This window comes from Dictyobacter alpinus (assembly GCF_003967575.1).
Taxonomy (GTDB): Bacteria; Chloroflexota; Ktedonobacteria; order Ktedonobacterales; family Ktedonobacteraceae; genus Dictyobacter; species Dictyobacter alpinus.
In genome coordinates this window covers 2794519-2809609 of the sequence record NZ_BIFT01000001.1, presented here as the reverse complement: position 1 = coordinate 2809609, position 15091 = coordinate 2794519, and the positions used below count along the sequence as shown (strand labels likewise).

14 protein-coding genes are annotated in these 15091 nt (G+C 49.5%); 11 read left to right on the top strand and 3 right to left on the bottom strand.

The features are described 5' to 3' along the window. Positions 1-47 precede the first annotated feature (47 nt). Positions 48-860, top strand: coding sequence for a phytanoyl-CoA dioxygenase family protein (locus EL633_RS11135; RefSeq protein ID WP_126627248.1), 813 nt, complete (start codon positions 48-50; stop codon positions 858-860). Between the two features lie 295 nt (positions 861-1155). Here EL633_RS11135 and EL633_RS11130 read toward each other — a convergent pair whose 3' ends face one another. Next, complete coding sequence (locus EL633_RS11130; protein WP_126627247.1) at positions 1156-2475, bottom strand: hypothetical protein; 1320 nt, start codon at positions 2473-2475, stop codon at positions 1156-1158. 529 nt (positions 2476-3004) lie between these two features. On the opposite strand from EL633_RS11130, the gene EL633_RS11125 reads away from it, so the two are divergent. The 5 genes from EL633_RS11125 (at position 3005) to EL633_RS11105 (ending at position 7004) form a co-directional block, all read left to right on the top strand. Further along, the gene (locus EL633_RS11125) at positions 3005-3670 is read left to right on the top strand and encodes an MBL fold metallo-hydrolase (protein ID WP_126627246.1); all 666 of its coding nucleotides are present in this window, start codon (positions 3005-3007) and stop codon (positions 3668-3670) included. A gap of 4 nt (positions 3671-3674) precedes the next feature. Next, the gene (locus tag EL633_RS11120) at positions 3675-5090 is read left to right on the top strand and encodes a UDP-glucose dehydrogenase family protein (RefSeq protein ID WP_126627245.1); all 1416 of its coding nucleotides are present in this window, start codon (positions 3675-3677) and stop codon (positions 5088-5090) included. Between the two features lie 20 nt (positions 5091-5110). Then, positions 5111-5668 carry a holo-ACP synthase gene (acpS, locus tag EL633_RS11115; protein WP_126627244.1) on the top strand — a complete coding sequence of 186 codons (558 nt, stop codon included), beginning with the start codon at positions 5111-5113 and terminating at the stop codon, positions 5666-5668. Next, a complete protein-coding gene (gene dtd, locus EL633_RS11110; RefSeq protein ID WP_126627243.1) occupies positions 5665-6117 on the top strand; it encodes a D-aminoacyl-tRNA deacylase in 453 nt (150 codons plus the stop codon). The genes acpS and dtd overlap by 4 nt, the downstream gene beginning before the upstream one ends. A 173-nt stretch (positions 6118-6290) precedes the next feature. Beyond that, positions 6291-7004 carry a YIP1 family protein gene (locus tag EL633_RS11105; protein ID WP_126627242.1) on the top strand — a complete coding sequence of 238 codons (714 nt, stop codon included), beginning with the start codon at positions 6291-6293 and terminating at the stop codon, positions 7002-7004. A 921-nt stretch (positions 7005-7925) separates the two neighbouring features. Here the strand turns inward: EL633_RS11105 and EL633_RS36970 are convergent. Further along, positions 7926-8294: a hypothetical protein gene (locus EL633_RS36970; RefSeq protein ID WP_126627241.1), complete on the bottom strand. Its 369-nt coding sequence runs from the start codon at positions 8292-8294 to the stop codon at positions 7926-7928. Between the two features lie 328 nt (positions 8295-8622). Here EL633_RS36970 and EL633_RS11095 point away from each other — a divergent pair, with 328 nt between their 5' ends. The 5 genes from EL633_RS11095 to EL633_RS11075 all read left to right on the top strand — a co-directional run bounded on the left by EL633_RS11095 (position 8623) and on the right by EL633_RS11075 (position 13804). Next, entirely contained in the window at positions 8623-9693 is a 1071-nt protein-coding gene (locus EL633_RS11095) for an ROK family protein (protein WP_126627240.1), read from the top strand. Between the two features lie 30 nt (positions 9694-9723). After that, positions 9724-10506 carry a TlyA family RNA methyltransferase gene (locus tag EL633_RS11090; protein WP_126627239.1) on the top strand — a complete coding sequence of 261 codons (783 nt, stop codon included), beginning with the start codon at positions 9724-9726 and terminating at the stop codon, positions 10504-10506. Positions 10507-10780: 274 nt separating this feature from the next. After that, entirely contained in the window at positions 10781-11365 is a 585-nt protein-coding gene (locus EL633_RS11085) for an NUDIX hydrolase (protein ID WP_161982079.1), read from the top strand. Positions 11366-11435: 70 nt separating this feature from the next. Then, complete coding sequence (locus EL633_RS11080; protein WP_126627237.1) at positions 11436-12197, top strand: response regulator; 762 nt, start codon at positions 11436-11438, stop codon at positions 12195-12197. 29 nt (positions 12198-12226) lie between these two features. Next, on the top strand, positions 12227-13804 hold the full coding sequence (locus EL633_RS11075) for a sensor histidine kinase (protein ID WP_126627236.1): 1578 nt from the start codon (positions 12227-12229) through the stop codon (positions 13802-13804). Here the strand turns inward: EL633_RS11075 and EL633_RS11070 are convergent. After that, on the bottom strand, positions 13788-14702 hold the full coding sequence (locus EL633_RS11070; protein WP_126627235.1) for a serine/threonine protein kinase: 915 nt from the start codon (positions 14700-14702) through the stop codon (positions 13788-13790). The genes EL633_RS11075 and EL633_RS11070 overlap by 17 nt on opposite strands. Positions 14703-15091 lie beyond the last annotated feature (389 nt).

Sequence of the window (15091 nt, the reverse complement as noted above, 5' to 3'; positions counted from 1 at the left end):
TTACAGCTATGAGTGTAGTATACCCTATCAGATCGGAGGATCCGTCGATGAATCAAATCGAAACAACTGCTACAGAGTACGTCCCATTTATAGAGTCTGTATCCAATGAAGATGCGGAGACTTTAAAGGCTCGCATGCAGGAATATGGCTATCTTTTCTTTCGCCAGCTCATTCCTGCTGAAGTGGTTCTGGAGGTTCGACGTGATGTGTTGAACTTGATCAAGGCTGCTGGCTGGCTCGATCCTGCCCACGATATGATGGAGGCGGTGGTTTTGCCGGGCACTGAGACAAAATCAGAGGGACAACGCGAATATATGGATGTCTATCGTCAGGTTTTACGGCTGCCGTCATTCCACAACTTTCCTACTCATCCTGCACTGATGGCTATCGCAACCAGACTATTAGAGGGCGAGGTGCTGGTCCATCCACGACGTATCGGTCGTATTACGTTTCCAGGATCAGTGAAATATACCACGCCGGCCCATCAGGATTTCTTTTATATTCGTGGTTCGGTCGAGACTTACTCCTGCTGGACGCCTCTGGGGGATTGTCCCATGGAATTAGGAGGACTGGCGGTCTGGCCCGGTTCGCACCGCCAGGGCTTTATTGAGCATTCCGTCCAACATCCAGGCGCGGTTGGCGGTAAGGGGGTTCCGGTTGATGAGTCCCAGGCGATCTGGCATAGTGGCAACTTTGGGTGTGGAGATGCACTTTTCTTCCGCTCCTATACCATCCACAAAGCCTTGCCGAATCTCACACCTGATCGCTTGCGACTATCCACGGATAATCGCTATCAACTGAATGAGGACAGCATTGATCCTGCGGCACTCCGCCCACATTTTGACGATAGCAACACATAAACAGTTTCAGCACACCAATATAGAAGGACTATCCCACAGTGGGATAGTCCTTTTTTTAGATAATGCTTGATTCCCATGAAATCCATGCCTCATTATCGTCTTTTTCGCGCCTTTGGCGCTCCAACGGTTTTAAGTGTGGTGTCAAAAAGTGTTCGGAGAACACTTTTTGACACCACACTTAAAAGAAGCATGGGCCCTTTAGGGCCCGCGTGCGGTTGGCTGCACGCTCCACGATGAGAGTGGGAAACAAACACTATCTTATTATCTGTTTGATCCTGTTTTATTGTATGGCTATTTAACGAGCCGGCTTCGTCGGCTGTGCCGCTGGCGTAGGGGTTGCGTTTGCAGGTTGATTGAGTTTGGCTTTCTCATCGTTCACTTTCCGCTGGAGCGCACGCAGGTATGCCTGAGCACCATCCAGATCGGATTGCGTGATAGAGTCCAATTGCTTGGGTAGCGTACCAACTTGCGTGACCCAGGTTTCAAGTACTTTCTGGATCGCGATCAGGGTAGCATTATCCTGATAAATGCCTGCCAGCAGCCCCCGTGCGGTTTTAAAGGCCTTAAGCATACCCGCTAATACATCTCCGGTAATGTTCGCCCCAAACTTGATGATTGGTGAGACAAAAACATCATAAGCGACACGAGTCAGGCGGGCCGCGGTAATCGCCCCTTCCAGTGTAAAACCTTCCAGACTGTCCATTGAGCCAACAAAATCTTTGCGTGCCTGATCTATACCATGGGCTACACCTTTATTAAAGGCATCCTGTATCTGATGCTCAATGTTTGCAGCAACATTGCTGGTGGCCTGAGGTACTGTAGGTATATATTGTGACGCCACTGCACCAGCTCCAATCAGTGCTGCCGCCCCACCACCAAGCAATAAGCCTCGACGCGACAATTTTTTCTTACTCTTGCTTTTTACGCGCCGTATTGATGGCCGATCAGTTTCATCTTCATATTCATAATCATAGCGATCATCCTCATCAGGATACACGCTTTCAGAATCGATTGGCTCCAAGCGCCGGGTTGGTCTAGCCTGAGGTACAGCACGAGCGGATGAACGAGATGGAGCTACTTCCTCATAGTCGTCATCATAATCATCAACATAGCGTACACGCTGATTTAACGGCTCTTCAATACCCAGGTCAGGATCAACATCGGCCAGATCCCGCCACTCATCCTCTGGCAAGTATAGCGCACTGGTGGGAGGCAAATCTATAGAACGGGACGGCTCATCTTGTATACTGCGGTAGCGTCTCCGGGACGATGACAGATATGCCTCAGGTAACTCATGGCGCACAGGATGTCGCCGGCTGGGACGCGCCTCATAGAGATCGTCCTCGCTGTTATCATAAGCCTGATCGCTAAATTCTATCTGTTCCGTCTCTTCTTCATTGGGACGCTTACTTGCAATAATACTTTGACGCATGAGCTGTCGAGTTCGCCGCGGGTCGGGACGTTGCGCGAGCAGCATACCAGAGCGGCTCGCGGTCTCGCCTTTTTGTGACCTGCTACCACTTCCACTCCGACTACTTAGCGGATCATATTCATAGCCATACTGGCGTCCAGGGCTTTTACGGTATAATCGTCGTTCCAGGTGATCCTTCGACATGCTTTCTTCTACTCCTCCTGAGCATACAGCTGCCAATTGGGCGCTCATGCGGCACCAGAACACAGGATAATGAAGTAAGTTCCTTATAGTACACATTCTACCCCATATATTCCATTTCGTCCACATTCTCCCCCTTCAATGCCCCTCATAGTTCTATTCTTTTAAGCGCCAGTAAAAAAGGAGAACTCATAGCAACCTACCCTTTATGAGTTCTCGGTCCATCTTGTCCCATAGTAATAAACTACTAGCCTTTACTATTTTTTGTATAACCAGTCGTTGAAACCTACAGACACAAAGTAATTCTGGCGATGAAGTGACGATAAGGAAGGATAGAAGTACCAGGCTGGCAAAAATCTGCTTTTTGTGTGCATAAAAGCAGATCTTCGCAAGCTCAAGGTCATCGAAACTATTGCTACACATAGCAATCTAAGCTATCCAGCACACCTATACTATCCTGATTGATAAGGAGCTATGCTATAATGTCTCTCAGTGCTATTCGCCTGAGGGCTAGGAGGAACAAACGCACAGCATGCCTGAAAACGCAAATAACTCAGAAAAAACGCCTATTGTGAAATGTGTCACAGTTGGTATGCTTGAAGAAAATTGCTACCTGTACGCTTGCCCTGAAACGCGCGAAGCGGTCATCATTGATCCAGGGGATGAGCCAGAGAAAATTCTCATGGCCATTCAAGAACTGCATCTTATCCCCAGGTATATCATCAATACTCATGGGCATATAGATCATATTTGCGCTATTGATGCCATTAGTGAGCATTACCCGGTACCACTCGCTATCCACCCGGCCGATGTTCCTCTTTATACAGATGAACAGACCGCGCAGGAATATGGGCTGACCGCGCCATTGGTTAAACGTACACCTGATATTTTACTCCAGGAGGGAGATTCCATATCCTTTGGAACGCTCAGCCTGGACGTGATACACACACCCGGTCATACACCTGGGGGCATTTGCTTGATCAGTCAACCTTATTGTGTCTTTAGTGGGGATACCCTCTTCTATCGGAGCATTGGACGCACCGATTTTGCAGGGGGAAACTATGTACAGATTGAACAATCAATCCGAAATAAGTTGTATACCCTTGAAGATGATCTGGTCGTTTTTCCGGGTCACGGGCAGCCAACCACTATTATAGAAGAAAAGTATGAAAATCCATTCGTAGCTGCAGAGGAGTAATATTGTGTCAGTTATCTGTGTAATTGGTACAGGCTATGTAGGCCTGGTAACGGGCACGTGCCTGGCCGATCTGGGCAATACGGTTACCTGTGTCGATATTGTACAAGAAAAAATTGAGCGCTTAAAAAAAGGGATTCTGCCAATTTATGAGCCTGGCCTTGAGGAGATGGTGGAGCGTAATGTGCAGGCTGGTCGCTTGCATTTCACAACGAGCTATCCTGAAGGACTTGAAAATAGCGAATTTATCTTTATTGCGGTTAATACGCCTACCGGCAATAATCAGGGTGGCGCGGATATGCGCTATGTTGAGAGTGCGGCACGTAGTATTGCTGAAAACCTTGATCACTATGCAATTGTTATTAATAAGAGTACTGTACCGGTCGGTAGCGGTGATGTGGTCTCACGTGTGATCAGCCATAACTTAAAGTCGGCCAATGCGAGCTTCTCAGTGGTCTCGAATCCTGAGTTCTTGCGTGAAGGCGCCGCCTTGCAGGACTTCCAGAATCCTGATCGTATTGTGTTGGGTTCGTCTGAGCCTGAGGCAGCCCACAAAGTTGCTCGCCTGTATTTACAGTTGCGTGCTCCTTTCGTGGTGACCGATCTTTATACCGCTGAGATGATCAAATATGCTTCTAATGCGTTCCTGGCGACGAAGATCTCTTTCATTAATGAGATGGCTCAGATCTGTGAGCGACTGGGAGCCGATGTGAAGCAGGTTGCTCTGGGTATGGGTTATGATAAACGTATCGGTCATGCCTTCCTGGATGCTGGTCTGGGTTATGGCGGTAGCTGTTTCCCGAAAGATGTACGCGCTCTGGCACATATGGCTGATGAGGCTGGCTTACATCCCCAGATGCTGCGTGCTGTAATGGACATCAATCATGATCAGCGCCGCCTGGTGGTTTCAAAACTGAATAATATGCTGGGATCATTGCGTGGTACCAAAATTGGTATCCTGGGTCTGGCCTTCAAGCCTAATACCGATGATATGCGCGAGGCTCCTGCGGTTGATATTATTCACTGGGTTACCAGCCAGGGTGCAACGGTTCGTGTCTATGATCCGGTCGCCACCGAGACTGGTCGCGAGGCCCTGGAGCGTGAACACGTTAACCTGAACGACGTGACTTTCTGCAAAACACCTTACGAGGTTGCTGAGCAGGTAGACGCGCTGATTGTAGTGACAGATTGGAATGAATTCAAATCACTCAACATGCAGAAAATTCATGGTGCCATGCGCCGTCCAATCTTGATCGATGGACGTAACATCTACGAGCCAGCTGAAATGAATCGCTATGGCTTCATTTACCGTGGTATGGGTCGGGCAACCACTCCTGCACCATCAGTACTGGCCGCTGAGGATACAACCAGTGAGATTCCTGGCGACATGGTTCAGGAAACATTAATCACAAGCGAAAGCTAAACTAACGGAGTTTTACTATCATGGATGAAGATCAGTCATTGCTGTTTACACCACTCGTACGCCAGGCGGGCATGCCTATGCCGGATTGGCTTTTCGGGCCGGAAGGGGTGGCTGGTCTTCCTGCTTCTCTCCACCCTACTCAGGGTGTGAATGTGGCGGTCGGGATCGATATTATTGAGGTGGCGCGTATCCGTAAGGTGTATGAACATCATGGTGAACGCTTCCTGAAACGTGTCTTTACCGATCTTGAGATTGTCCAGAGCCGCGGAAAGATGGCCCGCCTGGCGGGCCGTTTCGCGGTTAAAGAGGCGATCTGTAAGGCTCTTGGCACCGGCATGCGTGGTGTGGGCTGGCGTGAGATGGAGGTAGTACACTTGCGCAGTGGTCGCCCTTCTGTGCGCTTACACGGCAACGCGAAAAAGCGTGCCGAGTATCTAGGTCTGAATGCCTTTGATGTCAGTATGGCCGATCTGGCGCAATTCTCGATCGCTATCGCTGTTGGTATTCAGGTTTCACCTGAAGCGGCGGCGCGCATGGCGGGCCAGACAGAAACACAGGCGGGACAAACTGAAGAGTGAGAGCAGTTGTACAGCGTGTCAGTCGTGCCAGCGTCACCGTGGATGATCAGGTCGTCGGATCAATCGGACACGGCTTGCTGGTCTTACTTGGCATTGGTCCCGAGGATGGCGATGCTCAGATCAGGCAGTTGACCGATAAACTGGTCTATCTCCGCATCTTCGAGGATAGCGAAGGCAAGATGAATCTTTCAGTACTCGATATCCAGGGAGCAGTCCTGGTCGTTTCTCAATTTACGCTCTATGCGGATATTCGCAAAGGCCGTCGTCCCAGTTTCACAGCCGCTGCTCCTCCTGCGCTAGCTGAAACTCTCGTTGAACGCTTCAAAAACAGTATCTCATCCCATGGACTCCAGGTCAGTGGTGGCGTTTTTGGTGCCCATATGCAAGTCTCGCTGGTCAATGATGGTCCTGTCACGATCCTGGTGGATAGTGATCAGCTCTCCCGTTAAACTCTTCCATCACTTCATTATCTCTACGACTAAAAAAATTACACTCATCCTCTTTTGCCTCTCATCATGAGCTTTCCATCCATTGCACATTCAATTAGAGTTGGGTATGATAGTACCGTTAGCTTGCTTAGTAGATCTACGCTCTGCACTATGCATGAGAATGAGGTGAAACTATGCGTTGGAATTCTGAACAGACTCACGTGGCTGCGGCCGGATCACCCGGCAGAGTACCACATCATCCCTTACGAACATTGCCGTTTTTCTATGCGAAAGTGCTTGCCTGGCCCTCACCGACCACCTTTGCCAGAGCCGCCGAATACGCCCGCTGGAACCTCGTCTGGCTTCAACTGGGCATTCTCATACTGATCCCTGTAGTTCTTGGATTGATAAAAAGCCTGGTCAGAGACACCTCATCAGGAATCGATTCCCGCGCCAATCCAATTTTCAGTCTCTTAGGAACCATTACCGTTGGTGCAACCATTGGCGCATTTATACTCAAAATCATCCTTATCCCCCTCCTATTCCTGCTAGAATCAGGTCTACAATATCTGCTAGCCCGTGCATTCAGAGGAAACGGACACTTCGTACAGCACGCCTTTGATATGTTGCTCTATCTCGTCCCCTTAAGCTTCATAGGTGGCCTCATCATTACAGTCTTTGTCTACTTCCACATATCCACCCTCTTCTTCGCGCCACTTATCAGCCTCGTCGTCTTTTGTTATGGCGTCTTCCTCAACATCTTCGTTGTCCAGGGGGTCCACAACCTCAACCGTGACAAAGCCATCGCCACTGTAGCCATCCCCTATATCCTCGGCCTCCTCATCGTCTGTGGATCTCTACTATCCCTCGCCCACTACCTCAGCACCACCATCTCCAACCTCCACTAAAGCCGAACAAAACAAGTATCAACACCCCCCGGCAGGCCTCCTGCCGGGGGGTGTTGATATTCCCCAACTCCACCTCCTTCACCATCCCGCCGCATGACTATCAAATTATGCAAGTTGGCATACAGCCGGGAGGTGCAAGAGGGGCGGCTCGCCGCTCCTGCCGGGGGTATTGGTGTTCCCCAACTCCACCTCCTTCACCATCCCGCCGCATGACTATCAAATTATGCAAGTTGGCATACAGCCGGGAGGTGCAAGAGGGGCGGCTCGCCGCTCCTGCCGGGGGTATTGGTGTTCCCCAACTCCACCTCCTTCACCATCCCGCCGCATGACTATCAAATTATGCAAGTTGGCATACAGCCGGGGAGGTGCAGGAGGGGCGGCGAGCCCCTCCTGCCGGGGTTTGGGGTGTCCCCAACAATTCCCCCCCACCTCCCGCCGCAGGCGGGAAGGAAATGTAACAGAAATAAACCTTTTTTACTGGACCATACGTATTACAGCTACAGCAAAAAAGTGAAATACTTCATTTGTATATCTACATTATTGGTTTATAACCAGAGAAAGCCTTGAAGAAGTGAGATATATCTCTCCAGCTAGTATTTATGAAAGGCAGCGCAATGGGCAAAAAAATCAGCCTGCTTCTTTTAAGCGCCATAATTACACTATTTTTTCTGCTACTCAGCGGCTATGAGCTAACCCGCTACTTCAGAGAAACAGTTAATGGAGATGAACTGATCGCGTCAGAAATATCAGGCTGCATAACAGCAATCCTTTTTATACTGGGACTAAGCTGCATCATCCTCATCTTCAAAAGCAATAACACCGATCTCTAACTTCCATACCTCTCACCTGCCACAAACACCAAAAAGGAGAAAAGCCAGTGCAGGCTTCTCTCCCTTTTTTATACCCGTCGCATGCGCGAACTTAATAGCGTGGATACTGTGGGCCATCTGGCTGATAATTAGGGTTTGAAGGCATTTGTGGCCCCCCTTGTTGATTGAATGGTGGAAACTGCTGCCCTTGCTGACCACGAACCTGGTTACGTAACATTTCCAACTCGCGCAATGCTGGCCATTCGCCAAAGGCAAGAATACAAAGCACGATGAGGGAACCAACACCAGGCACAAGTGCCAACAGGCTCATTGCCCCGTTGAAACCAGCTTTAGAAAAAATCCTCCAATAAACAACGAGCGAAAAGATAATCGCAATTAAAAAGATAATTCCAAGTATCGCGAAATAGGCGGCCAGGATATTGCTTATTGCTTGAGTACTGCTACCACTATCAGATGGCATGATCTGCTCCTTTTGGCTACAACTTAAACAACCGAACACGAGTATCTAATATTCAACTATGGCTCTCTTACCAAGTGAACGCCTGAGATTATAGTTATTGGGACAGCAAATTTATAAATATAAATACTGCCATTCAACTCAGCCGTTTCCCCTTCTACGCTGTATAACGTATAAGCCAGTATTCTATATCTGTAAAAAGGTGCTATTTGCCTATCGATTTTGAGGAGGTGCTGGCTATAATTTGCTATGACTTTTTTTCCGCTCACTTGTTCAGTTGGTAGAAATGCAGTATCATCTAAAATAAGAAACTCACCTGGAGCTAAATTTCATGAACAGTGAACATATCGAGCGGATCCAAGCTTCTAAATGGAGCTCTTCTGAGGATCTCCCTCTAGTTATTGGCCTGGATCTTGGAGGTACACAGATTCGTACAGCGGTCCTGCAAGGCTCAAAGCTGCTGTCTCGCGTAGGCTTGTTGACAGGCGAAAATCCGTCCCCTGAACGGGTTATTCCACGTATGTATGATTCTATTTATCAGGCGTTGCAGGAAGCGCATGTAACTTTGGATGAGATTACGGGCATTGGTATTGGTGCTCCAGGTCCTCTCAATAGTCGTACAGGTGTGGTCTTCGCTCCCCCCAATTTGTCCGGTTGGATCAATGTCCCTCTACTCGATATCTTCGTTGAGAAGTTTCAACTACCAGTTTATGTGGAGAATGATGCGAACGCGGCCGCGCTCGGCGAGTTTATGTTTGGGGCGGGCCAGGGTAGCAATGAAGTGGTCTATATCACGATCAGTACCGGTATCGGTGGTGGTGTTATCGCAGATGGTCGTATCCTTGAGGGTATTTCTGGTACCGCGGCCGAACTGGGCCATATGACGATCGATTGGCGCGGCCCACGCTGTAATTGTGGTAATATTGGCTGCTGGGAGAGTATCTCGTCTGGAACGGCCATTGCTCGTCGGGCACATGAGTTGATCGCTCTAGGGCGTGGTGAGGGGCTACTCAATTTTGCGCTGGCCCACCAGGAGCCGATTAGTGGCGATGATACGCCTTCAGACGTGTCACGGGCCCAAAGAAATGAGATTCATATCAATGCACGTATGGTGGCACAGGCGGCACAGGCGGGTGTAACCGAGGCACGCGACATTATCAATACGGCGGCCGAAGGTATTGGCGTTGGACTGATTAATGTGGTACATATATTTAATCCTGAACGTATCGTGCTGGGTGGTGGCGTTGTGCAGATAGGCGAGCCGCTGCTGGGACCGGCCAGACGCATCTTACAGGAACGTGCGATGAAGGTTCCTGCTCAGTCGGCAAAAATTGTCATGGCCGAACTGGGATCAGATGTCGGATTGGTTGGTGCGGGCGCGCTGACTTATTATAATCATTAGTTTTTGCGGCGAGGGGAAATCAAAAGAAAGATGGCAGCCAAAAAAGAGCGCCTGGATGCGGCGTTGGTCCGCCAGGGGGTTGCTCCTGGGATTGAGCGGGCTCGCGCTATGATTATGGCCGGGCAGGTTTATGTGGGGGATCGGTTAGTGGATAAGCCTGGAACACTGGTGCCGCTCGATGCGTATTGCCATGTGGCTGCAACCTCTCCTGAAGATAAATATGTGAGCCGTGGCGGTTTGAAGCTGGAAAAAGCGCTGGATTCATTCCAACTCGATCCTGCTCATGCTGTAGCCATCGATGTCGGCTCCTCAACGGGTGGCTTTACCGAATGTCTGCTTGACCACGGTGCCACCCGTGTCTACGCCATTGATGTCGGCCATGGTCAGCTTGCCTGGAAACTACGCAATGATCCGCGTGTAGTCGTGATGGAACGGACAAATATCCGTCACTTGACCAGCCTACCAGAGCCAATGCAATGCGCCGTCATCGACGTCTCGTTTATCTCACTACGCCCGGTTCTGCCTCATTTGATACCCTTGCTAGCGCAATCGCCAGACACCTGGATAGTTGCATTGGTCAAACCACAATTTGAAGCCGACAAATTAGAGGTTGACCGTGGTAGTGGTGTGATCAAAGATCCCGAGGTGCATCAACGTATCCTGCAAGAGTTACGTGTCTGGATTACGGAGCAGACCCCCTTACAGGTAGATGGCGAGATTAGCTCTCCCATTCTGGGGCGCGATGGCAATCGTGAATTCCTTTTCTTGCTCCGCTTCAAACCTTCATTCCTGAGAACTACTCTCCCATCGTAACGGCAGGGCTTGTCCCTGCTACCGGTTCACGTACGATATGTCCCTCAAACACGTAGTCATCTTGAGGCAAGCACAGCAAAACGCGTCCAACGTATAGATTGTGCCTGATCGGACGTCATACAGTCGCAGGGACAAGCCCTGCCGTTACTCGAAAATATTGGGCGCTCGCTTATGTATGATGGACAGACAGGGCAAAAAACATCGGGATACCATCCTTCGGCATTGTGTCGTACAATTTGAAGAGATAATGCCATTAAGAAGGAGCGTAAGAACATTGACTGAACATCAATCCTGGAAAGTTTTATCACAACGCCAGGTTATCGATACTCCGTATCTGCGGATTCGCAGCGAACAAGTCGCAGTCCCCAACGGACCAATCCTGGATGAGTATTTTATTATTGAAAACTTTGGCTGGGTAGGTGTGGTTCCGGTTACAAACGATGGACGTTTCCTGCTAAATCGGCAATATAAACATGGCATCGGGCTGGAGGTAATTGAATTTCCTGCCGGCGGCATTGATCCCCATGAGACTGAGGATCCGATCCAGGCGGCCCATCGCGAGTTGATGGAAGAGAGCGGATATAGCGTCGCACTAGACAAGATAGAGCTTCTAGCGCATATGTATGCCAATCCAACCGGTGCCCGCACGCGTATCTGGTGGTATCTGGCCCGCGACATTCAACAAACGGGTCAACAAAAGGTTGATCCAGTTGAGGTGATTGAAAATATGCTCGTTACGCCACAGGAACTCCTGCAACTAATCCATACAGGCCAGTTCGCGGTTCAAGGACAGATTGCGGCTGCGTATATGGCCTTAGAAAAACTGGGCTATTTGAAACCTACATTTCTAGAGGGATAGCGTCAATAACTATACAAAAACCTTACAAATTTCTAGTATTTATTTGATCAGTGATGGGTAGAATAGAGATATGAAGATTCTGGTCATTGAGGATGAAGCAAATATCACACAGGTTATCCGGCTCTATTTAGAACAAGCCGGCTATACGGTTCTGTCCGCGGCCGATGGTATCGCGGGCATCGAGCTACATGCCCGCGAACATCCAGATCTGGTGGTACTGGATTTAATGTTACCAATGTTGGATGGCATGGAGGTCTGTCGCCGGATTCGCACCTGGGCGGATACGCCGATTCTGATGTTGACGGCGCGTCAGGGTGAGGATGATCGCATCGCTGGCCTGGAGGCTGGCGCGGACGATTATCTAATCAAGCCATTTAGTCCGCGCGAACTGGTCAGCCGGGTCAAAGCGATCCTGCGCCGCAGTAGTAGCACCAGCAGTAATAGCCATCCATCAGAGACCAGTGAGACCGCGAAGGAAGAGATTGCAGCCTCCCATGATTCAAAGGAAGAATTCCGTTTCGGAGGCTTATTGATCAGCCTCCCATCGCGACGCGTGATGGCCAATGGCAAGCAGATCACCCTGACTGTCAAAGAATTTGATCTTCTGGTTGCCCTGGCTTCGGCCCCTGATCGCGTCTTTACGCGTGAGTCCTTGTTGAATCAGGTCTGGGGCTATAGCTATCTTGGAGATGGCCGTACGGTTGATGTCCATATTGGCACTTTGCGTAAAAAACTAGAGGCGGCCCCCGGCATGCCGCATCACATTCAGACCGTCTGGGGCGTTGGCTATAAATTTGTTCCTGCCCCCACTACATCCTCACAACACGCCTGAGCGAATAGGATCAAACAGGGAGATTTCGTATGCGTACCACAATTCCAAAGGTTTCTACCTTCAGCCTGAAATCAAAATTAGTGCTGAGCTATCTCCTTGTTATTTTAGGCACGGTCCTTATTCTTAGCTTTGCCGTCTCGGTCGCGGTCCAAAATTACTTTCATGGCCTGCAAATTGATGACCTGAAGCAAACAGCAACATATAGCGCCTGGGAATTTACAAACTATTATCAGCACTATGGTCAGAGTTGGGATAGCGTGCCCCGTGCAAGCGTAGCTTCTGCAGAGCCGTGGCTCTTAATACTGGTAGATGAAAAAGGCACGCAAAAGCTCTGTACGCATTCAAGTCAGTTCTCCGATAGCAATTGTACGAATGCCGAGATTACTCAAACCTTAAAAACAACACTACAGAACACAAATCTCCAGAGTACCAATCCATCAGGTACGAATCTACAGCACCCGAATATCAGATCAGGAGACATTTCATTAGATACTGGTAGGGGGAGCGTCTCTTCAGTCTATGCAGCGATTCCATTGCATTATGGAGATAGCACTATTGGCGCGTTGTTTATTTCACGGCCGCGTTCTTCTAATGAATATGATGTGATGCGGCAGATTAATCAATCCATCGTCCTGGCTAGCCTGGCCGTCGCGGTCGTTGCGGCACTGAGTAGCTATCTGTTTGTACGCCGCTTCGTACGCCCGCTGGAGTTTCTAACGGCTGCGGCGGAACAGATGAAGATGGGGCGCTATACCCAACGTGTCACACAATCTATTCCACAGGATGAAGTGGGGCAACTGGCTCAGACATTTAATGAGATGGCCGATACAATTGAGGCTGATGTGAATGAGCTACGGCGACAGGATCAGATGCGCCGGGAGTTGGTGGCCAATATCGCTCATGATCTGGCGACTCCTCTCACAGCGATCCAGGGTCTGAGCGAGGCGCTGGCGGATGATGTTATCTCCGATAGCGAGGCACGTCAGGAGACAGCACAACGGATCGGACGTGAGGTCCAACGCTTACGTCGCCTGGTGGCGGATGTGCGGCAAATGACGATGCTTGAGGCCAGACAAATCCCTCTGGATCTGGCTCCGCTGGAGTTACATGCATTGGCCGACGAGACCGTGGCAGTAATCACACCTGAATGTGAGGAGCTTGGTATTACGGTCCAGAATACGATCACAGAGGATATTCCACCGGTTGAGGCGGATAGTGATCGTATTACTCAGGTGCTCTTGAATTTGCTAGATAATGCCCGCCGGCATACTAATCAGGGTGGCACCATTAAGATCGAAGCCAGATTACAAGGGGATTGGGTCCAGGTATCGGTTGATGATACCGGCGTAGGCATTGATGCCAGGGATCTTCCACATATCTTTGAACGCTTCTATCGCGCGGATCGCTCCCGGGCGGCGAAGACGGGCGGTAGCGGACTGGGCCTCTCAATTGTTAATGCTATTATTACTGCACATGGCGGCAAGGTCTGGGTCGAAAGTGCGCCTGGCAAGGGCACGCAAGTTCTATTCACCTTGCCACTGGCCAGGCAACCGCAGATAGCCAACGCCCACACGAACGAAGTTCCTGCCGCTAACTATAAGGGATAATCTCTGGTTGGACAGCGTTGGCGGCCCCCAGCATAGGTAGAGCAGGATCAGTGTAGTAGCCCTCATCCATACGCATAAGCGTCTGCGCGAAATCCTGTACATTGGCGAAACGTTGATAGGGATCTTTCGCCAGGGCTTTAAGGACAGCTTTTTCGATGTACTCAGGGATAGATGGCACAATATCCCGCAATGGCAGTGGCTCTTGATAGAGGTGTTGTTTGCACAGTTGCACAGAGCTACCCATGAATGGCGTCTGACCGCACAACCAGGTATAAACCAGCACCGCCAACGAATACTGATCACTCATCTTTAATGGACGCCCCTCAATCTGCTCCGGCGCGGCATACAGGGCGGTGCCAACTGAATCCTGTGGTATCGTATGGCTATTCCACGGCTGCAAAGCAAGGGCAATCCCAAAATCACTTAGCCAGACCTCGTTGTTCAGATTAAGCAAAATATTCTGTGGTTTAATATCTCGATGGATGATATTGTGGTTATGTATATGTTGCAAAGCATTAGCAATATTCTCTACAAATGGCAGGATATCCGCCAATGACAGCGCCACACCCGGCTTAAAATAGTCCTGTAATGTGCCATGGGCCGCATAATCCATGACCATAAAAGGAATGTTACCCTTCACACCAAAATCAAGGATACGGACAATATTTTTATGGTGTATGCTGGCATGGAGTCGTGCCTCCGCGCAAAACCTGCGGGTCTGTTCTTGCGAAGCCATCCAATTATTCAACACTTTCACCACCACCTTATAACCCAGATGGCTATGTTCACCCAGATAGATCGTCGCTACCGCACCTCGTCTCAGGATACGAAATAAACTGTAGTTGCCAAACTGGAATCCACAGTCCTTTTTGGCTGATATTTTGCTTGGAATGGTCATAAATGATGCATCCTTATAAATCCAGCTATCCTCATAACCAACGCCAGAGGTAGTATCTCTGTGATGTTACTGAGTGTACTGTCTCTCTAAAGGACTGTCATCAACCAGAAGGAGGATTCATAGTGCTTTTTGTTACTCAGCCTCTCACCCAAAAGGCTGACCTTCTCTCTCGTCTCTCATCTGACATGTAACAGCTTGCTATGATATACTATGGCAAGCAATGAAGCAGTATTTAGAGCAAAGGAATCCTCAGATGTAGCGGATAGGCAGCATGTTTGCTGTGTATTATTCTATACGCCGTATCCCGCCGATAATGAAGAAGGTGGGAGAGCATATTGTTCCCTGGAAGATCGCATTGCACATTCCTGAACCGGCATGAGGAAAAGGAG

What these genes read in the sequence shown, in the direction of transcription:
- EL633_RS11135 (WP_126627248.1), top strand. Translation starts at nt 48, where the DNA reads ATGAATCAAATCGAAACAACTGCTACAGAGTACGTCCCATTTATAGAG.
- EL633_RS11130 (WP_126627247.1), bottom strand. Translation starts at nt 2,475, where the DNA reads ATGTCGAAGGATCACCTGGAACGACGATTATACCGTAAAAGCCCTGGA.
- EL633_RS11125 (WP_126627246.1), top strand. Translation starts at nt 3,005, where the DNA reads ATGCCTGAAAACGCAAATAACTCAGAAAAAACGCCTATTGTGAAATGT.
- acpS (WP_126627244.1), top strand. Translation starts at nt 5,111, where the DNA reads ATGGATGAAGATCAGTCATTGCTGTTTACACCACTCGTACGCCAGGCG.
- EL633_RS11105 (WP_126627242.1), top strand. Translation starts at nt 6,291, where the DNA reads ATGCGTTGGAATTCTGAACAGACTCACGTGGCTGCGGCCGGATCACCC.
- EL633_RS36970 (WP_126627241.1), bottom strand. Translation starts at nt 8,294, where the DNA reads ATGCCATCTGATAGTGGTAGCAGTACTCAAGCAATAAGCAATATCCTG.
- EL633_RS11095 (WP_126627240.1), top strand. Translation starts at nt 8,623, where the DNA reads ATGAACAGTGAACATATCGAGCGGATCCAAGCTTCTAAATGGAGCTCT.
- EL633_RS11090 (WP_126627239.1), top strand. Translation starts at nt 9,724, where the DNA reads ATGGCAGCCAAAAAAGAGCGCCTGGATGCGGCGTTGGTCCGCCAGGGG.
- EL633_RS11080 (WP_126627237.1), top strand. Translation starts at nt 11,436, where the DNA reads ATGAAGATTCTGGTCATTGAGGATGAAGCAAATATCACACAGGTTATC.
- EL633_RS11075 (WP_126627236.1), top strand. Translation starts at nt 12,227, where the DNA reads ATGCGTACCACAATTCCAAAGGTTTCTACCTTCAGCCTGAAATCAAAA.
- EL633_RS11070 (WP_126627235.1), bottom strand. Translation starts at nt 14,702, where the DNA reads ATGACCATTCCAAGCAAAATATCAGCCAAAAAGGACTGTGGATTCCAG.